Source organism: Solwaraspora sp. WMMA2101, assembly GCF_049179175.1.
GTDB lineage: Bacteria > Actinomycetota > Actinomycetes > Mycobacteriales > Micromonosporaceae > Micromonospora_E.
The window spans coordinates 5,284,388-5,306,503 of sequence record NZ_JBMHMA010000006.1 but is presented as its reverse complement, the minus strand read 5'-3'; the positions used below and the strand labels follow the sequence as shown (position 1 = coordinate 5,306,503).

Genomic DNA, 22,116 nt, shown 5'->3' with positions numbered 1-22,116 from the left:
ACAACCCCCACTTTGGCTCTGCGTAGCGGTTCGATCACTCTTCGATAATAGGGACATTTATTGTCGAGTTACGACCAACCGCCACGGACCGATCGGCGAGTCGGCCATGCTGCCGTCCACGGACGTCGCGGCTAGCGGCCCGGACCGCCGTCGGTGGCGTCCAGGGGGCGGGTCGACACCGCCAGCCGGCCGTCGCGGCGCACCACCGCAAGGTCGCCGTCCAGATCGGTCCGCAGCACCCGCGCGCCGCCGGCCACCAGCCGGGTGAGCACCCCCGGATCCGGATGGCCGTACCGGTTGCCCGCCCCGACCGGCACCACCGCGACGGCCGGATCGACGGCGTCCAGGAATGCCACCTCCTGCAGCGCCGACCCATGATGGGCCACCTTGAGTACGTCGGCCCGCAGCCCCGCCGGACCGAACCGCTCCAGCAACGCGCGCTGCGACTCGTGTTCGGCGTCCCCGGTGAGCAGGATCCGCACCCCACGAACCGTCGCGAGGAGCATCAACGAATTGTTGTTCGGATCGGACCGGGTTCCGACGAACGGCTCGACCGGCCCGAGGACCACCAGCTCGACCGGCCCGTACCGGTAGGTCCAGCCGGCCGGCACCGCACCGACCGCGACCCCGGCACGTGCCGCGGCCAGTCGCACGGCGTCCCGCCCGGCCGCCGGCTCCAACCAGCCGGTCGTGGCCACCGCACCCACCTGCCGGTGCCGCAGCACACCCGCGACGCCGGCCACATGGTCGGCGTGAAAGTGGCTGACGACCAGCAACGACACCGACCGGACACGCAGTCGGCGCAGGCACCGGTCGGCCGCCGCCGGGTTCGGACCGGCGTCGACCACGACGGCGGTACGCGGACCCGCCGGCAGCACCACGACATCGCCCTGACCGACCGCGCAGACCGCCACCACCCAGCCGGCCGGTGGCCAACCCGGCGCGACGAGCCGCACCGGCAGCGCCCCGATCACCGACCCGACGGCGACGACCGCCAGCAACCGACGGGTGAGCCCATGCCGCGCGAGCAGCAGTACGGCGACCGACAACGCCGCCAGTGACAAGGCTCCGGCCACCCCGTCGGGCCACGGCAGTGCGCCCGCTGGTGTCGCCGCGCCGTGCCGTGCGACCAGCACCAACCACCACGCCGGCCAGTGACCGACCCACGCCACGAACTCGGCTCCGGCCGGCCAGACGACGGAGGCGACGGCGGCGGCGACGCCACAGACCGTCGCCGGCGCGATCGCCGGCACCGCCAGCAGATTCGCCGGTACGGCGACGAGGCTCACCGTGCCGGAGAGTCCCGCCACCACCGGCGTGCAGGCGAACTGGGCGGCGGCCGGGATCACCAGGGCATCGGCCACTCCCTGCGGCATGCCACGCGCCACCAGCGCGTCCCGCCACCGGGGGGCGAGCAGCAACAACCCTCCCGTCGCCAGGACGGACAGGGCGAAGCCCGCGTCGACCGCCAACTGTGGATCGATCATGACCAGCACCGCCACGGTGGTCGCCAGCGCGGGCAGTGCCGCCCGTTGCCGACCGGTCGCCAACGCGAGCAACGCTATGGCACCCATCAGACCGGCGCGCACGACGCTCGGCGACGGACGGGCCAGGATCACGAAGCCGACCAGCGCGACGGCGCAGGCCGCAGCCGCCAGCCCGGGACCGGCCCGACACCATCTCACCAGCAGCAGCACGAACCCCACGATGATCGCGACGTTGGAACCGCTCACCGCTACCAGATGGGTCAGCCCGGTGGCCCGGAAATCCTCCTCGACGCCGGCGTCGAGTCGGCTGGTGTCGCCCACCACGAGGCCCGGCAACAGGCCACCCGGCTCATCGGCCAGCTCGGCGCAGGCGTCCTGCAGGCCGGCTCGAAGCGCTCCGGCGGCCCGCTGCGCCAGGCTCGGCCGGCCGTGTGGCACCGGCTCGGCATCGGTCGAGAGCACCGCCGCCGTGAGGTCGCCGCCTCGGGGTGGCATCAACCGGCCGTCGACCCGGATCTGCTGACCGGGCAGCAGGCCGGCCCAGCCTCCGCTGGTGCCCAGCACCAGCAGCCGGACCCCGATGGCGAACCGGCCGCTGACGACGGACCCCTGCGCCGCGTCGATTCCCTGGTCCGCAGCGGTGGCCGGCTGCCGCGACCCGACGTCGGCCGGTCGCACCACGACCAGCCGGGTCGTGACGAGCCAGAGCGCCGGGCCGGCGACCGCAGACCGGATCTGCCGTGGGTCGTCGCGGACGACCAGGTCGACGGTGACCGCCGCGTGCGCGTCGACCAGGTCGGCGAGCGCGCGAGCATCCCGGACCGCGACCTGGGCGGTCGCCGCCGCGCTCCCGCAGACGACGCCGATCGCCAGGGCCACCCCGATCCAGCCGAACCTACGGGACCGGTGCCACCACGCCCGACCCGACCAGCGGCCATCTTCCCGACCGGGTGGGCGGCACCGCGCCCGGCGGATGATCGACATCCCGGCGACCAGCCCGACCGCGACCACCAGGCCTCCGACGATCAGTGCCACACCACGGCTGACGGATCCGTACACGACCACGAGTGCGGCCAGCCAGCAGGCCGTCGCGAACCCGGCCAACCGCAGGTCGGGCAGATCGGTGGGGCCACCCCGGCCGCTGCTCACACGATCACCAGGTCACGCAACTGCTCGAACCGGGCATCGCCGATCCCACTGACCTCGCGCAGATCGGCGACCGTCCCGAACCCGCCGACCCGCTCGCGGTGGTCGATGATGCGCTGGGCGAGCACCGGCCCGACCCCGGGCAGGGTCTCCAGCTGCTGCAGGGTGGCGCTGTTCAGGTTGACCTTGCCCCCACCGACGGCACTGCCCGCGCCGCTGTGCCCGCCGCCACTGTGCCCGCCGGGGTCGAGCACCACACCGGGCGGCGGGGTGACGCCGACCGCGACCAGCTCACCGTCGGTGACCTGTCGGGCCAGGTTGAGCCAGGCGAGGTCGGTGCCGGGCAGCGCGCCGCCCGCCGCAGCCAGCGCGTCGGCGACCCGCGCCCCGGCGGGCAGGGTCACCAGGCCGGGCCGGTGGACCCGACCGGTCACGGCGACGACCACCTCGGCTGACGCGGTGCCTGCGGCGGGGTCGGCTGTCGCCGCTCCGGTCGGCGGACCGCCGCTGACCGGGGCGGCGCTGCCCGGGGCGGCGCTGCCAGCCGTCGCCGCAGGCGGCGACACCGGGTCGACCGGTGGCCGGGACCGCCAGGCCAGGAACGCGGCGACGGCCACCACCACGACAGCGACGGCCGCGAGGGCCCTGACTCCCCGGTGACCGGGATCGAAGGCCGCCAGCCGACCCGGCCCGCCGGTCGCGCGCCCGTCGTCGAGAGGCTGCTCCCACTCGGCGGGATCGTCGTCGGACTCGCCGTCGACACCGTCGGTGGAGCCGAGGCGGTCCACCGGATCGGTCGGCCCGCCGGGGCCACCCAGGTCCACGAATGACGAGGGGGACGGCGAGCGGTCCACCGGCTGGCGGAGTCGGGCCAGCCGGCGCCGGACTGTGTCGTGGTCGGTCACGCCCCGAAGCTAGGCAACCCGCTCGGCGTACGCGCATCGCCCGGATGCCACCTGTGGACAACCGCTGCCCCTGTGGACGGGGCGACACGTCGAGCCGCAGTGTGCTAATGCGCAGGCCGCCGCCCCGGCCCGACCAGGCCGCCCCGGGCCTTGTCCGGGCCGCCTAACCGGCGCGCCGGTGCACCACGATCGACACCAGGCCGGGTCCGGCGTGCGCGGTCACCACCGCGCCGATCGGCGCCACGTAGCTGTCCCGCAACCGGTCGCCGAGGCGCTCGGCCAGTTGGGCGAGCAGCATCGTGGCGCGGTCCGGATCGCCCAGATGGTGTACGGCGACGTCGACCGCCACCGCGTCCCCGGCTTCCGCCCAGGCCAGATCCACCAGCTTCGCCAGCGCCCTGGTGGCGGTACGGACCTTGTCGCGCAGCACGATCCGCCCGTCCTGCATGTGCAGGATCGGCTTCACCGACAGCGCGGTACCCAGTAGCGCGGAGGCGGCGGTGATCCGCCCGCCCCGCCGCAGGTGCTCCAACGTGTCGACGTAGAACAAGGTCCGGGTCCGGGCCGCTGTCTCGACCGCCGCAGACCGTACCTCGTGCAGGTCACCACCGGCGGCCGCGACGGCGGCCGCGGCCAGGGCGGGAAAGCCGAGGCCCATCCCGGTCGAGCCGCTGTCCACCACGGCGACCCGGTCCGGCCCGACCTCGCGGGCCGCCAGTTCGGCGGCCTCCACGGTGCCGGAGAGTTCGGCGGACAGGTGCACCGACACGATCGCCGACGCCCGGCCCGCCGGACCGTCCGAACCTCCCTGGGTACGCGGGCCGTCCCGGTCGTCGGTGGCCTGCGGGCCGTCGGTGGCGAGCAGCCGCCGGTACGTCTCGACGAACTGCTCCGGTGCGGGTCGGGAGGTGCTGACCGCCGGTCGACGGACCGACAGCGCCCGGGCCACGTCGGCCGGGGTGAGGTCGAGGCCTTCCTGGTGAGCGACGCCGTCGACGACCACGGTCAACGGCACCACCGTGAGGCTGGGCCGGTCTGCCAGCGTACCGGGCAGGTAGGCGGTGGAGTCGGTGACGACCGCGACGGGCATTCCGGCACGGTAGCCGATGATCACCCTGACCGCCGGGACGGACCGACGCGCGGCCCGCGCCTGGTCACACCGGTGCCGGAATGTCCCGGGTGCTGGTGACCCCGACGTTGTGTGCCCGCAACTGCCAGCCACGCGCCGGATCGTGCCGCAACTCGGTCCAGTGGCAGTTCTGCAGCGGGGCGACCGTGCGCAGCACGTCGGTGCCCCAGCCGAGCAGGTGGCCGCAGCCCTGCCGGGCGGCGCCGCCGTGGGTGGCGACGACGACCGTGCCACCGGGGGCGGTGTCAGCGGCGTCCTGCAGCGCTTCGCCGACTCGTTTGCCGAGGTCGTCGAGGCTTTCCACCTCGCAGCCGGGTGCCTGGTCGCCGGAGCGCCAGCGGGCGTGCTCGGTGGGGAACCGTTCGGCGATGGTCGTCATGGTGAGCCCTTGCCAGAGGCCGTAGTAGCGCTCGCGTAGCCGGCGGTCGGTGCGCACCGGCAGGCCGGTGAGGGCCACCAGCGCCGCCGCGGTGTCGGCGGCGCGCTGCAGGTCGCTGGCGACGATCGCGTCCGGTCGCAGTGCCGCCAGCAGCGGCGCGGCGGCGACGGCCTGCGACCGACCGAGGTCGTTGAGGGCGGTGTCGGTCTGGCCCTGCACCCGGTCGCCGGCGTTCCAGTCGGTGTTGCCGTGCCGCCAGACGATCAGCCGGGTCATTCGGCAGCGCCGGCCTCGGCGTCGACCAGGTCCCGGTCGACGAACGGAATCACCGGGCAGTCCTTCCAGAGCCGGTCGAGCGCGTAGAACTCGCGCTCCTCGGTGTGCTGGACGTGCACGACGATGTCGTTGAAGTCGAGCAGCACCCACCGGCCGGCGCGGTCACCTTCGCGGCGGATCGGCTTGGCCTTCTCCGGCAGCCCGACCAGGCTCTCCTCGATGGCGTCGACGATCGCCAGCACCTGGCGCTCGTTGGGTGCCGAGGCGAGCACGAAGGCGTCGGTGATCGCCATCCGGTCGGCCACGTCGATGACGACGATGTCCTGCGCCTTCTTGTCGGCAGCGGCCTGGGCGGCCGTGAGGGCCAGCTCCCGCGCGCGCTCTGAGGCGCTCATCGGATCACCTCGACAACACTCCTTCAGCTAGGCGACTTTCGCTGCTCTAGCCTCTCACACTCGGCCGAGGCGGTAATCGGTATGAAGCGCCCAAACTACTAGAAAGGCGTATCATTCACTCGAAGATTCCGGCTCGTACAGCCGGCGTTTGGCGATGTACTGCACCACACCGTCCGGCACGAGGTACCACAGCGGCTTGCCGGCGGCGACCCGCGCCCGGCACTCGGTCGACGAGATCGCCATCGCCGGCACCTCGACCAGGGTCACCGTGTCGGCCGGCAGGTGCGCGTCGGACAACTCGAAGCCCGGCCGGGTCACCCCGATGAAGTGCGCCAGCTCGAACATCGCGTCGGTGTCTTTCCAGGACAGGATCTTCTCCAGGGCGTCCGCGCCGGTGATGAAGAACAGCTGCGCCTTCGGTCCGTACACCGCCTGCAGGTCGCGCAGCGTGTCGACGGTGTACGTCGGCCCCGGCCGGTCGATGTCCGCCCGGCTGACCTGGAAACGCGGGTTGGATGCCGTCGCGATCACCGTCATCAGATACCGGTCCTCGGCCGAGCTGACCGTCAACCCGGCCTTCTCCCACGGATCCCCGGTCGGGACGAAGACCACCTCGTCGAGCGCGAACCGCTCCGCCACCTCGCTGGCCGCCACCAGATGCCCCTGGTGGATCGGATCGAAAGTGCCGCCCATGATGCCGACCCGACGGGTGCCAACGTCCATCGAAGAATCGTATGCCGATGATCTCCATGAACAGGCCGTCGCGTGGCGTAGGCAACACTAACGGGTGCCTGCTCCCGCTTTGTACCGACGGCGGGCAGCCAGCGCCCGGTCCAGATCATCGGCGGCGTCGGTCACCACCCGCCGCAGCCCAGGGGTGAGGTCGTCGCGGGCGAGCAGCGCGGCGGCCGCCGTACGGGTCTGCTCGCTCACCGCGTACTGCGGGAAGGCCAACTGCGCCACCTGGTCGGCCAGCCACGCCGAACGCCGCCGGGTCGCGGCCGGCATGTCGGCGACATACCGATCGACGTACGGGGCGGTCAACTCGGCCTGCTCCGGCTGCCAGAACCCTTCGGCGTACGCCTCGACGATCCGGTTCGACAGGCTGACGTCGGCGACGATCGACTGCCAGACCCGCTCCTTGCCCGCGACGTCCGGCAGCGCCGCCCGGCACTTCGCCGCCCACTGCTCACCGGCCGCGCTGCGGTCGCGCCCCAGCTCGGCGTCGATGTCGGCCGCCTCGACCCCACCGAGCACCGCCAACCGGTACAGCAGCAGCCAGCGCAGTTCGGCGTCGACGGCGACCCCGTCCGGCACCGCCCGCCCCACCAGCCACCCCCGCAACAGGTCGACGTCCGCGCTCGCGGCGATCGCGCCCCGCGCGGCCGCCAACCGCACCGAACCGTCCTGCGGCGCGGCCGACCGCGCTGAACCGTCCTGCGGCGCGGCGGCCAGCAGTCGCGCACAGGCGGCGGCGAGCCGGGACCGCAGCGCCGGCCGGTCCACGGAGTGCGCGTACCTGTCGATGATCGACCGGCTCAGCCGGAGCACGTCCTCGACGACGACCACTGCGGTCTCGGCCGGCAGGGCCTGCTCGATCAGCTCGGCCAGCGCGGCCACCGGCTGCTGTGCGTCGCGGACCGCGTCCAGGGTGGCGGTCCACGACAGCGCCCGGGCCAGCGGGTCGGTGATACCGGGCAGCAGCGCCGGCAGCGCGGCCGCCGATCCCGGGTCGAGCCGCACCTTGGCGTACGCCAGATCGCCGTCGTTGAGCAGCAGCAGGTCGGCTGCCGGCTCGCCGACCAGCGCCGGCACCAGGGTACGGCCACCGTCGACGTCCGGGTCCAGGTCGACCGTCAGCGCGGCCCGCCGCGTCACCGGCCGGTCGGCGGTCGCAGCGGCGTCGAACAGACCGAGGCCGATCCGGTGCGGCCGCAGCACCGGGTGGCTGTCCGGGGCGGTCTGTACCAGGGCGACCTGCTGGTAGCGGCCAGCCTCGTCGACGGTCACCTCGGCACGGATCGTGTTCACCTGCGCCTGGCGTAGCCACCGCGCCGCCCAGTCGGACAGGTCCCGACCACTGGACCTGGTCAGCGCGTCGAGCAGGTCGGCCAGGGTGGCGTTGCCGAACCGGTGGGCGGCGAAATGGGCCCGCAGCCCGGCCAGGAACGGCTCGTCGCCCAGCCAGGCCACCAGCTGGCGCAGCACCGACGCCCCCTTGGCGTACGAGATGCCGTCGAAGTTCAGCAGCGCCTGAGCCGCGTCGGCGACCTCCTGCGGCGCGACCGGGTGGGTGGACGGACGCTGGTCCGCCGCGTACCCCGACGACTTGTAGAGAATGCCGAAGGTGGCCCAGGCGTCGGTGAACCGGGTCGCCTCGGCGGTCACCCGCACCCCGAGGTACTCGGCGAACGACTCGTTCAGCCACAGGTCGTCCCACCAGCGCATGGTGACCAGGTCACCGAACCACATGTGGGCCATCTCGTGGGCGATCGTGGTGGCCCGCCGTTCCCGTTCCCGGTCGGTGACCGCAGACCGGAAGACGTAGTCGTCGCGGAAGGTCACCAGGCCCGGGTTCTCCATCGCGCCGGCGTTGAACTCGGGCACGAACGCCTGCCCGTACCCGCCGAACGGATAGCGCACGCCGAACAGCTCGTGGAACCGGTCCAGGCACTGCCGGGTGACCGTGAAGATCTCCTCGACGTCGGCGTCCAGATGTTCGGCGAGGGACCGCCGGCAGTAGACCGCCAGCGGGACACCGTCGTGCTCAGCGTGGCGGGCGTGGTACGGCCCGGCGATCAGGGTCACGAAGTACGTCGCCAGCGGCGCCGTCGGCGCGAACTCCCAGCGCCCGTCGACCGGTTGCCCGGTCGGTTGGCCGTTGGCCGCGACCGTCCACTGCGGCGGCGCGGTGACCCGCAGCCGTACCGGCGCCTTCAGGTCGGGCTGGTCGAAGCAGGCGAAGATGCGCGGCGCGTCGTCCAGGAACGACATGGCGTACAGGTAGGTCTCGCCGTCTGCGGGGTCCACGAAGCGGTGCAGCCCCTGCCCTGAGTTCGAGTACGCCATCCGCGCCTGCACGGTCAGCGTGTTGTGCCCGGCCAGCCCGGTCAGCGGGATCCGGTTGTCGTCGAGCGTCGCAGGGTCGAGATCGACGTCGTTGAGCCGTACCCGGGTCAGCGTCACGGGAGCGACCTCGACGAACGTCGCCGCTCCCGGCGTGGCCTGGAACTCGATCACGCTGGTCGACCCGAACTCGGTGTCGCCGGTGGTCAGGTCGAGGTCGATGGTGTACGACTCGACGGTGATCGTCGCGGCGCGCTCGACGGCCTCGGCGCGGGTCAGGCTCGGCATCCGACCATCCTGCCGCACGCCCGGGCAGCGGCGGCGGCTAGCCTGTGCCGGTAACCGGGCGTGTACCGCCCGACATCACCCGCGTGTGTTCCCGTGCAGAAGGAGTCGACGATGGCGCAGCACCCCAAGGGCGATTTCGACCTGTCCCGTGCGGTGTGGCAGCGGGCCGAAGGTGACGACTCCGAGGGCGCGGTCGAGATCGCGTTCGTCGACGACCTGATCGGGATGCGTAACTCGGCCGAGCCGGACGGCCCGATCCTGGTCTTCACTCAGGCCGAGTGGGACGCGTTCGTCGCCGGCGCCCAGGACGGCGAGTTCGACCTGGAGTGACCCCGTGGTCGCGGCGGCCCCGGGACGCACGGTCTACCCCGGGTCGCCGCCACCCCAGCTCAGCCCGTTGATCCCGGCCGCGCGGTGGAAGCCGGGATGTTCGGGTACGTCGACACAGGTCTCGCCGTCCGGCCCGACCGCCCCGCAGAACAGCGGCTCGGCCAGGTGCCAGGCGTCCGCGTAGGACAGCCGGGCCACGCCGAGGGCCACCGCGGGCCGCAGGATCGCCAGCCCTTCCACGTACCGCACCGCCTGCTCGCGGGCGTCGGCCAGGGTCTGCGTGCCGAAGGCGACGTGCATGGTGAAGCCGAGCGGTAACGCCGCCGGCCGCCCCGGTCCAGCCGTCGATCTCGACGTCGGTGGCGGCCAGCTCGTCGGGCGTACGGTCGACGAGGTCCCCGCCGCGGTCTTCGCCCTGCCCAGCTCGGCACCGCACCTGTTCGGCGGTCGGCTGATTCGTCGTCGAGCTTGAAGATCAGTTGATGTAGAACCGGGATGCTGCCGGCGTGTCGTACGGTTCTACATCAACTGATCTTGACTGCCGACCGCACCGAGGCGAGCCAGGTCAGGCGGTGGGCATCTGGACGATCCGGAAGTTGTTGCCGAACGGGTCCCGGCCACCGAAGTCGGTGCCGTACGGCCGCTCGTTCGGCCCGTCGGTCAGCTCGACGCCCTTGGCCTTGAGCTCGTCGAAGGTCTTGCGGGCGTCGTCGGTGGTGAAGCCGACCGAGAATCCACTCGCCCCCTTGGCGATCAGCTCGCGGACCTGCGCGGCGGTGGCGGCGTCCATCGCCGGCGGGCCGGGCTTCTCCAGCAGGATGATCCGGTCCGGGTCGTCGCCGGGCACCCGCACGGTCAGCCAGCGCATGAAGCCCATGTCGATGTCGTCGGCCACCTCCAGGCCGAGCTTGCCGACGTAGAACTCGAGCGCTTCGTCCTGGTCGAAGACGAAAATATGCGAAATACGCGTCTTGTTCAGCATGGAATCACGCTAACCCGCGCCGGCACCCTCGGGCTTATCCAAAAGTGACGCGGGTCGGCAGTAGGCCATCGCGAAGCAGCCCGGCGCGCTCAGCGGGACGGCCCGGCGCCGGTACGCCGTCGGCGACTCGCCAACGATGTCGTGGAACGTACGGCTGAAGGTGCCGAGGCTGGTGAACCCGACCGCCATGCAGATCTCGGTCACGCTGCGCTCGCTGTCGCGCAACAGGAACATCGCCCGCTCCACCCGGCGCCGCTGCAGGTAGCGGTGCGGCGTCTCGCCGAACGTGGCCCGGAAGGTGCGGATGAAGTGTGCCGGGGACACGAACGCGATGCGGGCCAGCGTCGGGATGTCCAGCGGTTCGGCGTACGCCCGGTCCATGGCGTCGCGGGCGCGCAGCATCCGACGGTTGGACTCCTCGACCGCACGGCTCACAGCGCCATTACACCAGCCCACCCGGACAGGATTCGCGCTCGCCGGCTCCACCACTGGTGCACGTACGCGCACAGCCCGACGAATGAGCACGTACGCGCACAAATGAAATGCTGGGTACGTACGCGCACAACAGCTAACCTGGGTACGTACGCGCACACGATCGGAACAGGATGCGAATCAGCGACGCACGAGACCTCGGGCTCTTCGTCCGGCAGAGCCGACAGGACAAGGGCTGGACGCAGGCCCGTCTTGCCCAGCAAGCGGGGGTGAGTCGACGGTGGCTTTCCGACCTGGAGGCGGGAAAGACATCAGCCGAGGTCGGCCTGGCCCTGCGGACCCTGAGCGCGCTGGGTGCCACCGTGAACGTCTCGTTCCCTCCTCCCGGCGCAAACGGCATCGACCTGGACGAGCTGTTGAAGGACTTTGAGGGTGGCCGTGGCCGAGCAGACTGAGACGAGCGCCGCGACGACGTTGACCGCAATCATGGCCGGCTCCGTGGTCGGGGTGATCACCCAACAGCGTGATGGCCGGTTCATGTTCTCGTACGAGAACGACTGGCAGGCCAGACAGGATGCGACACCGATATCCCTGTCGATGCCGCTGGCACACCGTACCCACGATGATCCAGCGGTGCGGACGATGATGTGGGGCCTGTTACCGGACAACGAGCGGGTCCTGGAGCGTTGGGCACGTGACTACCAGGTCTCGGCCGGCAACCCGTTCGCCCTTCTTCGACACGTCGGCGAGGACTGCGCGGGCGCGGCCCAACTCGTCACCCAGGAACGCGTGCAGGCGGCCGTTGAGGTGCCCCGAGGATTCCGGACAGGGAGCCAATAAGGTTACCCTGTAAGGAAAGTCGAGGGAAGAAGCGCGATGGCACGCATAAGCTCATACACCCCAGAGTTCCGTGAAGAAGCAGTGCAACTCGTTCTACAGTCGAACAAGCCAGTGTCGCAGGTTGCCCGGGAGATCGACGTTCACCCGGAGACGCTCCGTTCCTGGGTCCGCCAGTACCGGCGGGAAAACAGCGGCGCCCAGGACAGCCCACCGATCGGCGTCGACGAGCGCGCTCGACTGAAGGAACTCGAACGTCGCAACCGGGAACTCGAAATGGAGAACAGCTTCCTGAAAAAAGCCGCGGCGTACTTCGCGAAGGACCCTCGGTAACGAGCTTGTACGAGTTCATCGAGACGATGCGACTCGACACCGCGAAGTACGCCTACCCCGTCGACTTCATGTGCGAACAACTCGGCGTGTCCAGGTCCGGATACTACGAATGGCGAACCCGCCCCGACTCCGCGACCGCCACCCGCCGCGCCCACCTTCGATCGGCCATCGAGGAGGTGTTCGCCGCGTCCGACGGCACCTACGGGCATCGACGTGTCCACGCGCAACTGCGGCGCCAGGGCGTGTCCGCCGGGCCGGAACTCGTCCGCCAGCTGATGCGCGAGCTCGGGCTCGTGCCGTGCCAGCCCCGCCCGAGGCGGTGGGGTCTCACCCAGTCGTCGTCCGGCACGGTGCCTGACCTCGTCGGCCGGGAGTTCACCGCCGACGCGCCTGGCGAGAAGCTCGTCGGCGACATCACGTACATCCCGACCGGCGAGGGGTGGCTGTATCTGGCGACCGTCATCGACTGCTGCACGAAGGAAGTCATCGGATACGCGATGGACGACCACTACCAGACGCCGTTGATATCCCGCGCCATCCGTAACGCCGCCCGGAATCGCGAACTCAGGAAGAACGCCATCTTTCATTCGGACCGGGGCAGCAACTACATGTCGGACGACTACGGCAGAACGCTGCGGGATCTGAGGTTGCGGCGATCTGCTGGCCGGACCGGAACTTGTTTCGACAATGCGATGGCGGAATCGTTCTTCGGTGCGCTGAAGAACGAACGCGTGTCGCGTGTGAAGTATCCCACTCGTGAGGCGGCACGCCGGGACGTTACTGCCTACATCGAATTCTGGTACAATCGTCAGCGTCTGCATTCAGCGGTGGGCTACCGACCTCCCCGGGAAGTCCACGCAGAGTTCGAGAACCTTCAAATCGCGGCGTGAAAGAACCGGCCGAACCACTGTCCGGAAAACGCGAGGCCCCTCAGTCGCGGGGCGTTGCACCGGATCCACCAGGAAGACACGTGCCAGGCACTCGCGATAGCGCCGATGCGGAAGTACCAGAACGAAGGCGGGCCGTCACCCGAGCAGATCATCGAGCTACTTCGGCGAGAAGTCAGACCGGCAGGGGTCGCCGCCGAACATATTTCCCGATTCGTCGATGCCCTGGCGTTCAACTGGATCATCGCTGGCACCGATGCGCACGCGAAGAACTACTCTCTCCTACTTGCCGGGTCGCAGGTGCGGCTGGCACCGCTCTACGACGTGGCCAGCGCGCTACCTTACGACGACATGTATCTGCCGAAACTGCGGATGGCGATGCGGATCGGTGGTGAATACCGGGTCGATGCTGTCCGGGGTCGTCACTGGCGTCGGTTCGCCGAACAGAACGGACTCGACGCACAGGAAATACTGACGCAGGTGGACGCTCTGGCAGCCCGTACCCCGGATTGTTTCGCGGCCGCTGCCGACGACGACGCGGTCCGCTCACTCGGCAGCACACTGCCGGTCCGCCTGGTCCAGCGGGTGACCAGTCGCGCGGCGCGGTGCCGTCAGGTGCTGACCGAGGTGTGACCGGTGGTCAGCCGGCGCAGCGCAGTACGGCCTGGCCGCGTACCTCGCCGGCGGTGACGTAGCGGATCGCCTCGGCCGCCTGCGCCAGCGGGAACGTGCGGTCCAGCACCGGTCGGACCGCCCCTGACTCGATCATCGCGGTGATGGTGACCAGGTCGTCGCGGCTGTCGGAGTGGATCACCGGTCGGGTGCGGAGCCGGCGCAGCGGTGCCAGCGCCATGCCCCGCAGCCACCGGTCGACGCCCATGAACCACCGGCCACCGGTGCCGCCGACGTAGACGATGGTGCCGCCGGGGACCAGCACCCGGGCGACCTCGGCCAGCGACGGATTGCCGTACAGGTCGATCAGCACGTCGAATCGGCGGCCGAGGTCGCGCAGCGGGGTGGTGGTGTAGTCGACCACCTCGTCGGCGCCAAGCCCGGCGACCAGGTCCATCTTGCTGGTCCGGCACATGCCGGTGACCTGGGCGCCGTACGCCTTGGCGAACTGAACGGCGTAGGTCCCGACACCGCCGGACGCCCCGGTGATCAGCACCCGGCGGCCCGGGCCGCCGGCAGACGGCGAGTCCCCGGTGCCGACGGGCCGCAGACCGGCGCCGTCGCGGACCGCCTGCAGCGCGGTGAAGGCCGCGATCGGGACCGCCGCCGCCTGCTCCAGGGTGAGGGCGGTCGGAATCGGCACCAACTGCTTCTCCGGCACCGCCGCGTACTCGGCGAAGGTGCCGGCCGCCCAGCCGTACACCTGGTCACCGGGGCGCAGGGTGGTCACCGCCGGGCCAGCTTCGACGACGGTGCCGGCCAGGTCGTAGCCGGGGATCCGGGACTTCGGTCGACGCCAGCCGGTGATCGGCCGGGCGACGTACGGCAGCCCCCGGGCCAGGTGCCAGTCGGTGCCGCTGACCGGCGTGGCGTGCACGCGGACCAGTACGTCACGCTCGCCCGGCACCGGGCGGGGAACGTCGCGCAGGACCATCACGTCCTGCGGCGGGCCGTACGCGTCCTGGGTGATCGCTTGCATGGCGGGCCCTCCCGGAAACAGGGTGGTGGACGGGGTGGCGGAGAAACCGGCGGTCAGGCCGGTTCGTCGTCGGCGTACTGGAAGACGGCGTCGAGCGGGACCGCGAAGACGCGGGCGATCTGGAACGCCATCTCCAGCGACGGCGAGTACCTGCCCTGCTCGATCGCGATCACCGTCTGCCGGGTGACGCCGAGTCGTTTGGCCAGCTCGGCCTGGGTCATCTCACCGTTGGCGAAGCGCAGTGCCCGGATCGAGTTGGTCACCCTGGTCGGTTTGCCCACGCGTCACCACCCCCGCCGGTACGCGACGATCTTGACGATCGCGCCGATGGAGGTGGAGACCACGAACACCGCGTAGATGGCGTTGGCGATCCAGAAGTGGTCCAGCTCGGCCAGGGTGAGCCCGAGCGGCAGCACCATCCCGACCGACAGGATCAGCCCGGAGACGTAGTCACCTTGCCGGTTGATGTCCTTGTCGCGCACGTCGATCTGGTAGGTCTCGCTGGGCGCGGCCATCTCGACCACGATCCGCACGACCATGGACGCGACGACGGCGATGCCGACCGCCCACAACATCGTCGACACGTACGGCGCCTCGGTCAGCGGCTGATCACCGGCCCGGCGGGCGACAGCGACGACGTAGCCCACGAACGTGCCCAGGGTGGTCACCAGGAACACCCAGGTGCCCTTCTCCTCGTACGACACCGCACGCCCCTCATGTAAAGGAAGTTTGACATCTCCAAGGTAAAGAAGACCTGACGAGATGTCAATAATCTTTTACACGACCGGGCCGATTCAGAGTGCGTCGTCGAGCAGGATCGGCCGCCGGTCCGTCGGCGTCACCAGGTGGACTCCGAGCAGCCGCACCCCGACTCTGCCGCAGGTGTCGTACGCGGCGTGGAACCAGACCCGGTCAGGATCACTGACCGCACTCGACCCGGGCCGGGTCAGCACCACCAACATCGATCCGCCCCTGGCGCGCTCGGCGAGCGCGGTCGCGAAGATCTCGACCGCCCGGCGACAGACAGCCGGGTCCGGGTTCGTCGGCAGATCGTCCACCGGGCAGTGAATCTGCACCCGGTCATCGCCATCGCAGAGCACGAACCGGACCCCTCGGCATTTGCGTTCCCACCGCTCGATGGCGACCGCCAGATGCGCGTCAATGGCCTCGATGCTGTTCAGAACCGGCGAATCGCTCATGGCCTGACATCGTCCACCATTGCCCCGACATCGGCCACCCCGTCGCCCGGACCCGGCGTCACGCGGCAGCAGCGGGAAGCCGCTTTTCGAAACAGACGCGGTACGGACCGGCGGGGTCGTCACCGGACGCCGGGATCTGCGCGTACCCCGCCGAGGCGTACAGGCGCAGCGCGACCGCGAGGTTGCTGCCCGTCTCCAGCCGGAACACCGTGTGGCCCAGCGCGTACGCCGACTCCTCCAACGCGGTCAGCAGATGCCGAGCGATCCCTCGGCCCCGGTACGCCGGCCGCACGTACATCCGGGTGATCTCGGCGGTCTGCCCGTCGACCGACCGGACGGCGCCGCAGGCCACCGCACGCCCGTCGACCACACAGACCAGGTACCGGGCATCGTCGTGGCCCGGTCGGCCGATCGCAACGACCGGCCGACCACCACGGGGCGCCTCGGTTGACTCGGCCAGCTCGCGCTGCTGGGTCGCGACCAGCGCGGCGACCTCCGGATCGATGGACGGGCGACGCTCAATTAACACTCTGTCACGGTAGGCGCGGCGCGTTTCCTGGAGGTTTCGTCCAGTTGGCCAGGATCAGGCCCAACTTCGACAACTCGCCGATCAGCCGACCACACCACTACCGTAACGTTCAGTTACTTTCGGGTACGTCCACTCGTGGGCCTGCCGGGTCGCCCGCAGCAGCCCCGGCGGTCTCGCCAACGCCACCGGTCGACGCACCCGCGACGTCCTCGAAGCGCTGCCGCCGCGCCTTGCGGTCGGCGAGCCGCTGGGCGGCACCCACCCGCGTCGACGGCTCCTCCAGCCGCACGTCGGTGCCCCGCGAACCCGGCACGTACTCCACCTCGGCGAAGTGCTCCGGCCGCCAGTCGAACTCCCACGAGCCGATCCGGACCAGCGCACCCGGCTGGGCCCCCGCCTTGGCCAGCGCCTCCTCCACCCCGAGGCGGGCCAACCGGTCGGCCAGGTAACCGACAGCCTCGTCGTTGTCGAAGTTGGTCTGCCGTACCCACCGCTCCGGCCGGGTGCCGCGGATCCGGAACTCGCCGTCGGCCAGCGGCTCCACGGTGAACCCGGCGTCGTCGACCGCGGCGGGGCGCAGCACGATCCTCGTCGGCTCCAGCTCCGGTGCGTCCGCCCGAGCTTGCGCGACCATGTCCGCCAGGGCGTACGTCAGCTCCCGCAGTCCTTCCCGGGTGGCCGTGGAGACCTCGAAGACCGGCAGCCCCCGGGCGGCCAGGTCGGCGCGGACCAGCTCGGCCATCGCACGACCGTCCGGCACGTCGATCTTGTTCAGGATCACCAACCGGGGACGGTCGGCCAGGCCGCCGTACGCCGCCAGCTCGGCCTCGATCGCGTCGATGTCGGCCATCGGGTCCCGCCCCGGCTCGAGCGTGGCGGTGTCCACCACGTGCGCCAGCACCGCGCACCGCTCGATGTGGCGCAGGAACTCCAGACCGAGTCCCTTGCCGGTCGCCGCGCCGGGGATCAGGCCGGGTACGTCGGCGACGGTGAAGGTGTGCTCGTCGGCGCGGACCACGCCGAGGTTCGGCACCAGGGTGGTGAACGGATAATCCGCGATCTTGGGTTTGGCCGCCGAGATCACCGAGATCAGCGACGACTTGCCGGCCGACGGAAACCCGACCAGTCCGACGTCGGCGACGCTCTTGAGCTCCAGTACGACGTCGAGCTGTTCGCCCGGCTCACCGAGCTCGGCGAAGCCGGGTGCCTTGCGTCGGGCGCTGGCCAGTGCGGCGTTGCCCCGACCGCCCCGGCCACCCCGGGCGATCTCCAGGCTGGTGCCCACCCCGACGAGGTCGGCCAGCACCTCACCGTCGAGGGTCAGCACGTTCGTCCCGTTCGGCACCTTGAGCACCAGGTCGGCGCCCTTGGCGCCGTCTCGGTTGCCGCCGGCACCGCCCTTGCCGTTCTCGGCCTTGGCGTGCTGCCGGAAATGGAAGTCCAGCAAGGTGTGCACCTGCGGGTCGACGACGAGGGTGACGCTTCCGCCGTGCCCGCCGTTACCGCCGTCCGGACCACCGAACGGCTTGAACTTCTCCCGGTGGATCGAGACGCAACCGTGCCCGCCGTTGCCGGCCAGTACGTGCAGCACAACCCGGTCGACGAAGGTCGTCACAGCCTTATCCTCTCCTCGATCGCGCGGTCTGCGGGTGCAGATCCGCCACCCACCCCACGCGTCAGCATGACCGGACGTCGTCGCCGACCGCCGACGTACACGACAAAGCGGGCCGGGACACCAGGTCCACAGCCCGCTCGTCGCGTTCTACTCGACACGTCGCCGTCGCGACGCCCAGCGGCCGCCGTGGCGGCGCTGTCGGCAGTCGCTACTGTGCCGCCGGCACGATGTTGACCGTCTTGCGGCCACGCTTCGTGCCGAACTGCACCGACCCGGCGGCCAGCGCGAACAGCGTGTCGTCGCCGCCCCGGCCGACCAGGTCGCCGGGGTGGAACTTGGTGCCACGCTGGCGGATCAGGATCTCACCGGCGCTGACGACCTGACCGCCGAAGCGCTTGACACCGAGGCGCTTGGCTTCCGAGTCGCGACCGTTACGCGAGCTGGATGCACCCTTTTTGTGTGCCATGTCTGGTGCCTACTTCCCGTTCGAGATGCCGGTCACCTTGACCTGGGTCAGCGGCTGGCGGTGACCCTGGCGCTTGTGGTAGCCGGTCTTGTTCTTGAACTTGTGGATCCGGATCTTCGGACCCTTGGTGTGCGCGGCGATCTCGCCGGTCACCGCGACCTGGGCAAGCGCGGTCGCGTCGGTCACCAGGTCGTCGCCATCGACGAGGAGCACTGCGGGAAGCGCCACCGCGTCGCCGGGGGCACCGGTGAGCTTCTCGACCTCGATCACGTCGCCCTCAGCGACCTTGTACTGCTTGCCGCCGGTCTTGACGATCGCGTACATCGGACGCGGACTCCTGTCGTTTGTCGCTGGCGGATGGTGTTCGTGACGGTTCGTCACCCTCGCGGCGATCCGTACGGACACGGCACCGGGGGTGGCGGACCTTGAGGGTCACGGGCACACGGGAACCTGGCGCACCGGGTACGCCACCGGCAAGACTACGCCATGCCGGTGGCGTCCCTCAAATCGGTGCCCCGGTCAGGGGCGGGTACGACGCCGGGTACCGGTCCGGCGCACCCGCCGCCGACCGCCGGAGGCATGCTCCCCGCCCGAGACGTCCGATTCCGGGTCGTCCTCGTCCGGATCGCCGGCCAGATCCGGGTCGCCGTCCCCGGCGAGGCGGGTCGACCCCGCCCCGTTGCTGACCGGCTCGACCTCGTCCACCTCGTACCGGGACAGGTCGTAGCCCATGGTCTCGTCCTCGTCCTCCGTCGCGGCCACGACCGGCTGCGGGCTGACGACGCCCGAACCACCGATGACCCCGGTGATCACCCCGGAGACGACCGGCCCGGTCGACGGGCCGGCCGGTGTTGCGGCAGCCGTCGGCTCCGGTGCCACGACCGGCACCGACGCCGCGTTGGCCGGCGGCGTCACAGCCGGCTCCGGCGCGGTGCCCGCTGCGTCGACGCCCGGCAACCCGGTCATGTCACCCGCCGCCTCGACCACGTCCGGCGCGACCTCGACCACGTCCTCGACGATGTCAGCTGCCACCTCGGCGACCTCGGGTGCGGTCTCGGCGGCCTTGCGGGCGCGCCGTCGACCAGCGGCCGTCGTCGGCGCGGCCGGGGCAGCTGGGGCGGCCGGGGCTGCGGCGGCGACCGCCTTGACCTTCTCCCCCGCGCCGCCGCCGGCCGAGCGGGCCTTCTCCGGCACCGGCTCGGTGTGGATGATCAGTCCGCGGCCCTTGCAGCAGTCACAGGTCTCACTGAACGCCTCCAGCAGCCCGGCACCGATGCGCTTGCGGGTCATCTGCACCAGCCCGAGTGAGGTGATCTCGGTCACCTGGTGCTTGGTCCGGTCCCGGCCCAGGCATTCGGTCAGCCGACGCAGCACCAACTCACGGTTGGACTCCAGCACCATGTCGATGAAGTCGATCACCACGATGCCACCGATGTCGCGCAGCCGCAGCTGACGGACGATCTCCTCGGCGGCCTCCAGGTTGTTGCGGGTGACCGTCTCCTCCAGGTTGCCGCCGGCACCGGTGTACTTGCCGGTGTTGACGTCGATCACGGTCATCGCCTCGGTCCGGTCGATCACCAGGTGGCCGCCGGAAGGCAGGAAGACCTTGCGGTCCAGACCCTTGAGAATCTGCTCGTCGATCCGCCGGTCGGCGAACACGTCCGCCACGCCGGCGTGCCGGCGCAACCGGGGCAGCAGGTCCGGCGACACGTGCGCGAGATACGACTCGACCAGCCCGTACGCGGTGTCGCCCTGCACGACCAGCTCGCGGAAATCCTCGTTGAACAGGTCCCGGACCACCCGGATGACCAGATCCGGCTCCTCGTACAGCAGCGTCGGCGCGCCGCCGGAACCGGCCTTGGCCTGGATGTCGTCCCACTGCGCCTGCAACCGCTTGACGTCGCGGGCCAGCTCGTCCTCACTGGCCCCCTCGGCGGCGGTCCGCACGATCACGCCGGCGCCGTCGGGCACCAGCTTCTTCAGGATGTCCCGCAGCCGCTTGCGCTCGGTGTCGGGCAGCTTACGGCTGATCCCCGAGGCGTTGCCGTTCGGTACGTACACCAGGTGCCGCCCGGACAGCGCGATGTGACTGGTGAGCCGGGCCCCCTTGTGGCCGATCGGGTCCTTGGTGACCTGCACGAGCACCGAGTCACCGGAGCGCAGCGCCTGCTCGATCGAGCGGGCCCGCCCTTCCAACCCGGTGGCGTCCCAGTTGACCTCGCCGGCGTACAGCACGGCGTTGCGGCCCCGCCCCACGTCGACGAAGGCGGCCTCCATGCTCGGCAGCACGTTCTGCACCCTGCCGAGATAGACGTTGCCGGCCATCGTGCCGGACGAGGCCCGGGTCACGTAGTGCTCGACGAGGATGCCGTCCTCCAGCACCGCGATCTGGGTACGGTCCCCACGCTGGCGGACCACCATGTCCCGGTCGACCGCCTCCCGACGGGCCAGGAACTCCGACTCACTCAGGATCGGGGGCCGGGTCCGGCGCTGCTCGCGGCCGTCCCGGCGGCGCTGCCGCTTGGCCTCCAGCCGGGTCGAGCCGGTGACACCCTGCACCTCGTCGACGTTCTTACGCGGCTCACGGATCTTCACCACCGTCGGTACGCCGTCCTCGGCACCCGACTCCGCGTCGCCGGATCCGCGTCGACGCCGACGGCGGCGCCGACGGGTCAGCGAGTCACCGTCGGCGGTGTCGCCGTCGTCGGCCGCCTCCGCTTCGGCATCCGCCGACGCCGACTCCTCGTCGACGTCGGTGTCGTCGTCCGTGCCGCCCTTGCCCCGGCCACGGCCGCGCCGGCCCCGGCGACGCCGCCGACGGCCCGCAGGGGTGTCGTCGTCGGAGTCGTCGGCCTCGTCGGCCTCATCGGTCGCGTCATCGGCCTCGTCGACCGGCACGGCGGCGGCCTCGTCGGGCACCGGCGACGCCGCCGGTTCCTCGCTGTCGGCGCCACGGCGGCCCCGCCGACGGCGCCGTACCGGCTCCTCGGTCTCGGTGTCACCCTCGGTTGGGACGGCGCTGGCCGTCGGCGCGGCGGCGGCAGGTGCGGCAGTGGTCGCGGCGGTCGCCACCGCTGCGGCCCGCCCGACCACGGGCGGTGCGGTCTGCGGGTCCGGTGCCATGAACAGCACGGCGGGCGGGGTGGCGGCGCTGCGCCGCCGGCCACGGGTGGTCGGTGCCGCGACCTGGTCGGCAGCCGGCTCCTCGACAGCCGCCTCGCCGTCGGTCGCCTCCGTCGCCGGGCCGGTCGTCAACGGCTCGCTGGCCGGGGTGGGCGGCCCGGCCGGCTCCACCGCCGACGGTGCCGTCATCCGGGGGGCCGCCGCGCCGGGGGCCGGCTCGCTGGCCTCGACCGGTACCACGACCGCCGGCTCGGCGGTCTTCTTGCGCCGGGTCCGGGTCGCCTTCTTCACCGGCTCCACCGGCTCGGCCGGCGCTGGTGTGACGGCCTCCCCGGTCGGTTCCACCGCGACGGCCTCGCCGACCGGCTCGGCCGCGACCGCGCGGCGTCGGCGGGTCCGTGGCGCGACAGCCGGTTCCGGCGGTGTCTGCCCGCCGGCCTCGGCGGCAGCGGCGGCCGGATCCGGGCTGGCGGCCGCAGCGGCCCCCGTCGCGGCGGCCGGCTCGGCCGCAGCGGCGGCCGCAGCCTTGCTGGTCCGCCGCCGGGTGGTCCGGGCAGGTGCGGATCGGGTCACATCGGCGGTGTCGTCGCCCGGTTCCCCACCGGTACGCTTCCCGCCCTCGGGCTCGTTGTCGAGCATTGGACGTTCTCCAGTTCTGGCT

General features: G+C 71.2%; 25 protein-coding genes. 6 read left to right on the top strand and 19 right to left on the bottom strand.

From position 1 onward, the window contains the following. Nucleotides 1-131: 131 nt before the first annotated feature. The 7 genes from ACN28F_RS25155 to pepN all read right to left on the bottom strand — a co-directional run bounded on the left by ACN28F_RS25155 (nt 132) and on the right by pepN (nt 9,071). Nucleotides 132-2,636, bottom strand: a complete 2,505-nt coding sequence (locus tag ACN28F_RS25155) for a ComEC/Rec2 family competence protein (protein WP_289210327.1) — start codon at nt 2,634-2,636, stop codon at nt 132-134. Further along, a complete protein-coding gene (locus tag ACN28F_RS25150) occupies nt 2,633-3,538 on the bottom strand; it encodes a ComEA family DNA-binding protein (RefSeq protein ID WP_421359985.1) in 906 nt (301 codons plus the stop codon). Before ACN28F_RS25150 ends, ACN28F_RS25155 begins: the two co-directional genes overlap by 4 nt. 163 nt (nt 3,539-3,701) lie before the next feature. Beyond that, nucleotides 3,702-4,628 carry a DegV family protein gene (locus ACN28F_RS25145; protein ID WP_289210325.1) on the bottom strand — a complete coding sequence of 309 codons (927 nt, stop codon included), beginning with the start codon at nt 4,626-4,628 and terminating at the stop codon, nt 3,702-3,704. 64 nt (nt 4,629-4,692) lie between these two features. Further along, nucleotides 4,693-5,322, bottom strand: a complete 630-nt coding sequence (locus ACN28F_RS25140; protein ID WP_289210324.1) for a histidine phosphatase family protein — start codon at nt 5,320-5,322, stop codon at nt 4,693-4,695. Further along, on the bottom strand, nt 5,319-5,717 hold the full coding sequence (gene rsfS / locus ACN28F_RS25135; protein ID WP_289210323.1) for a ribosome silencing factor: 399 nt from the start codon (nt 5,715-5,717) through the stop codon (nt 5,319-5,321). Before rsfS ends, ACN28F_RS25140 begins: the two co-directional genes overlap by 4 nt. Nucleotides 5,718-5,828: 111 nt before the next feature. Continuing rightward, on the bottom strand, nt 5,829-6,440 hold the full coding sequence (nadD, locus tag ACN28F_RS25130) for a nicotinate-nucleotide adenylyltransferase (protein WP_289210322.1): 612 nt from the start codon (nt 6,438-6,440) through the stop codon (nt 5,829-5,831). A gap of 57 nt (nt 6,441-6,497) precedes the next feature. After that, nucleotides 6,498-9,071: an aminopeptidase N gene (gene pepN, locus ACN28F_RS25125; RefSeq protein WP_421359982.1), complete on the bottom strand. Its 2,574-nt coding sequence runs from the start codon at nt 9,069-9,071 to the stop codon at nt 6,498-6,500. A gap of 111 nt (nt 9,072-9,182) precedes the next feature. On the opposite strand from pepN, the gene ACN28F_RS25120 reads away from it, so the two are divergent. After that, nucleotides 9,183-9,401, top strand: coding sequence for a DUF397 domain-containing protein (locus tag ACN28F_RS25120; RefSeq protein ID WP_281551022.1), 219 nt, complete (start codon nt 9,183-9,185; stop codon nt 9,399-9,401). A gap of 33 nt (nt 9,402-9,434) precedes the next feature. On the opposite strand, the gene ACN28F_RS25115 is transcribed toward ACN28F_RS25120, so the two are convergent. Further along, nucleotides 9,435-9,701 (bottom strand): hypothetical protein, encoded by a 267-nt coding sequence (locus tag ACN28F_RS25115; RefSeq protein ID WP_421359979.1) that lies wholly within the window; start codon nt 9,699-9,701, stop codon nt 9,435-9,437. Here ACN28F_RS25115 and ACN28F_RS25110 point away from each other — a divergent pair. Continuing rightward, the gene (locus ACN28F_RS25110; protein ID WP_289210319.1) at nt 9,700-9,873 is read left to right on the top strand and encodes a hypothetical protein; all 174 of its coding nucleotides are present in this window, start codon (nt 9,700-9,702) and stop codon (nt 9,871-9,873) included. The two genes, ACN28F_RS25115 and ACN28F_RS25110, sit on opposite strands and share 2 nt — an antisense overlap. Nucleotides 9,874-9,966: 93 nt before the next feature. Here ACN28F_RS25110 and ACN28F_RS25105 read toward each other — a convergent pair whose 3' ends face one another. Continuing rightward, nucleotides 9,967-10,383, bottom strand: coding sequence for a VOC family protein (locus ACN28F_RS25105; RefSeq protein ID WP_289210318.1), 417 nt, complete (start codon nt 10,381-10,383; stop codon nt 9,967-9,969). 9 nt (nt 10,384-10,392) lie between these two features. Next, nucleotides 10,393-10,818, bottom strand: coding sequence for a helix-turn-helix domain-containing protein (locus tag ACN28F_RS25100; RefSeq protein ID WP_289210317.1), 426 nt, complete (start codon nt 10,816-10,818; stop codon nt 10,393-10,395). Nucleotides 10,819-10,988: 170 nt separating this feature from the next. On the opposite strand from ACN28F_RS25100, the gene ACN28F_RS25095 reads away from it, so the two are divergent. The 4 genes from ACN28F_RS25095 (at nt 10,989) to ACN28F_RS25080 (ending at nt 13,505) form a co-directional block, all read left to right on the top strand. Next, complete coding sequence (locus tag ACN28F_RS25095; protein ID WP_289210316.1) at nt 10,989-11,270, top strand: helix-turn-helix domain-containing protein; 282 nt, start codon at nt 10,989-10,991, stop codon at nt 11,268-11,270. Beyond that, nucleotides 11,248-11,655 carry a HipA N-terminal domain-containing protein gene (locus tag ACN28F_RS25090; protein WP_421359976.1) on the top strand — a complete coding sequence of 136 codons (408 nt, stop codon included), beginning with the start codon at nt 11,248-11,250 and terminating at the stop codon, nt 11,653-11,655. Before ACN28F_RS25095 ends, ACN28F_RS25090 begins: the two co-directional genes overlap by 23 nt. Before the next feature lie 36 nt (nt 11,656-11,691). Beyond that, nucleotides 11,692-12,875, top strand: a protein-coding gene (locus ACN28F_RS25085; protein ID WP_421359974.1) for an IS3 family transposase whose coding sequence is annotated in 2 segments (ribosomal slippage) — nt 11,692-11,947 and nt 11,947-12,875 — 1,185 coding nt in all. Because the reading frame shifts where the segments join, the coding sequence is not laid out codon by codon here. Between the two features lie 54 nt (nt 12,876-12,929). Further along, nucleotides 12,930-13,505 carry a HipA domain-containing protein gene (locus tag ACN28F_RS25080; protein ID WP_421359972.1) on the top strand — a complete coding sequence of 192 codons (576 nt, stop codon included), beginning with the start codon at nt 12,930-12,932 and terminating at the stop codon, nt 13,503-13,505. Between the two features lie 7 nt (nt 13,506-13,512). Here ACN28F_RS25080 and ACN28F_RS25075 read toward each other — a convergent pair whose 3' ends face one another. The 9 genes from ACN28F_RS25075 to ACN28F_RS25035 form a co-directional block, all read right to left on the bottom strand. Next, nucleotides 13,513-14,523: an NAD(P)-dependent alcohol dehydrogenase gene (locus ACN28F_RS25075; protein WP_289210314.1), complete on the bottom strand. Its 1,011-nt coding sequence runs from the start codon at nt 14,521-14,523 to the stop codon at nt 13,513-13,515. Between the two features lie 53 nt (nt 14,524-14,576). Continuing rightward, the gene (locus ACN28F_RS25070; RefSeq protein ID WP_353850534.1) at nt 14,577-14,804 is read right to left on the bottom strand and encodes a helix-turn-helix transcriptional regulator; all 228 of its coding nucleotides are present in this window, start codon (nt 14,802-14,804) and stop codon (nt 14,577-14,579) included. Between the two features lie 3 nt (nt 14,805-14,807). Continuing rightward, nucleotides 14,808-15,227 (bottom strand): hypothetical protein, encoded by a 420-nt coding sequence (locus ACN28F_RS25065; RefSeq protein WP_289210313.1) that lies wholly within the window; start codon nt 15,225-15,227, stop codon nt 14,808-14,810. A gap of 90 nt (nt 15,228-15,317) precedes the next feature. Beyond that, nucleotides 15,318-15,722, bottom strand: coding sequence for a hypothetical protein (locus ACN28F_RS25060; protein WP_289210312.1), 405 nt, complete (start codon nt 15,720-15,722; stop codon nt 15,318-15,320). Nucleotides 15,723-15,780: 58 nt separating this feature from the next. Continuing rightward, a complete protein-coding gene (locus tag ACN28F_RS25055) occupies nt 15,781-16,251 on the bottom strand; it encodes a GNAT family N-acetyltransferase (RefSeq protein ID WP_289210311.1) in 471 nt (156 codons plus the stop codon). Nucleotides 16,252-16,360: 109 nt separating this feature from the next. Further along, nucleotides 16,361-17,866 carry a GTPase ObgE gene (obgE, locus tag ACN28F_RS25050; RefSeq protein WP_289210310.1) on the bottom strand — a complete coding sequence of 502 codons (1,506 nt, stop codon included), beginning with the start codon at nt 17,864-17,866 and terminating at the stop codon, nt 16,361-16,363. 208 nt (nt 17,867-18,074) lie between these two features. After that, complete coding sequence (rpmA, locus tag ACN28F_RS25045; protein ID WP_278114042.1) at nt 18,075-18,332, bottom strand: 50S ribosomal protein L27; 258 nt, start codon at nt 18,330-18,332, stop codon at nt 18,075-18,077. Nucleotides 18,333-18,341: 9 nt separating this feature from the next. Then, nucleotides 18,342-18,656 carry a 50S ribosomal protein L21 gene (gene rplU, locus ACN28F_RS25040; protein ID WP_282228659.1) on the bottom strand — a complete coding sequence of 105 codons (315 nt, stop codon included), beginning with the start codon at nt 18,654-18,656 and terminating at the stop codon, nt 18,342-18,344. Nucleotides 18,657-18,851: 195 nt separating this feature from the next. After that, nucleotides 18,852-22,094: an Rne/Rng family ribonuclease gene (locus tag ACN28F_RS25035; protein ID WP_289210309.1), complete on the bottom strand. Its 3,243-nt coding sequence runs from the start codon at nt 22,092-22,094 to the stop codon at nt 18,852-18,854. Nucleotides 22,095-22,116: the final 22 nt, after the last annotated feature.

What these genes read in the sequence shown, in the direction of transcription:
- ACN28F_RS25120 (WP_281551022.1), top strand. Translation starts at nt 9,183, where the DNA reads ATGGCGCAGCACCCCAAGGGCGATTTCGACCTGTCCCGTGCGGTGTGG.
- ACN28F_RS25035 (WP_289210309.1), bottom strand. Translation starts at nt 22,094, where the DNA reads ATGCTCGACAACGAGCCCGAGGGCGGGAAGCGTACCGGTGGGGAACCG.
- ACN28F_RS25115 (WP_421359979.1), bottom strand. Translation starts at nt 9,701, where the DNA reads ATGCACGTCGCCTTCGGCACGCAGACCCTGGCCGACGCCCGCGAGCAG.
- ACN28F_RS25140 (WP_289210324.1), bottom strand. Translation starts at nt 5,322, where the DNA reads ATGACCCGGCTGATCGTCTGGCGGCACGGCAACACCGACTGGAACGCC.
- ACN28F_RS25060 (WP_289210312.1), bottom strand. Translation starts at nt 15,722, where the DNA reads ATGAGCGATTCGCCGGTTCTGAACAGCATCGAGGCCATTGACGCGCAT.
- rsfS (WP_289210323.1), bottom strand. Translation starts at nt 5,717, where the DNA reads ATGAGCGCCTCAGAGCGCGCGCGGGAGCTGGCCCTCACGGCCGCCCAG.
- ACN28F_RS25145 (WP_289210325.1), bottom strand. Translation starts at nt 4,628, where the DNA reads ATGCCCGTCGCGGTCGTCACCGACTCCACCGCCTACCTGCCCGGTACG.
- ACN28F_RS25105 (WP_289210318.1), bottom strand. Translation starts at nt 10,383, where the DNA reads ATGCTGAACAAGACGCGTATTTCGCATATTTTCGTCTTCGACCAGGAC.
- nadD (WP_289210322.1), bottom strand. Translation starts at nt 6,440, where the DNA reads ATGGACGTTGGCACCCGTCGGGTCGGCATCATGGGCGGCACTTTCGAT.
- ACN28F_RS25110 (WP_289210319.1), top strand. Translation starts at nt 9,700, where the DNA reads ATGGTGAAGCCGAGCGGTAACGCCGCCGGCCGCCCCGGTCCAGCCGTC.
- ACN28F_RS25095 (WP_289210316.1), top strand. Translation starts at nt 10,989, where the DNA reads ATGCGAATCAGCGACGCACGAGACCTCGGGCTCTTCGTCCGGCAGAGC.
- rpmA (WP_278114042.1), bottom strand. Translation starts at nt 18,332, where the DNA reads ATGGCACACAAAAAGGGTGCATCCAGCTCGCGTAACGGTCGCGACTCG.
- ACN28F_RS25075 (WP_289210314.1), bottom strand. Translation starts at nt 14,523, where the DNA reads ATGCAAGCGATCACCCAGGACGCGTACGGCCCGCCGCAGGACGTGATG.
- pepN (WP_421359982.1), bottom strand. Translation starts at nt 9,071, where the DNA reads ATGCCGAGCCTGACCCGCGCCGAGGCCGTCGAGCGCGCCGCGACGATC.
- rplU (WP_282228659.1), bottom strand. Translation starts at nt 18,656, where the DNA reads ATGTACGCGATCGTCAAGACCGGCGGCAAGCAGTACAAGGTCGCTGAG.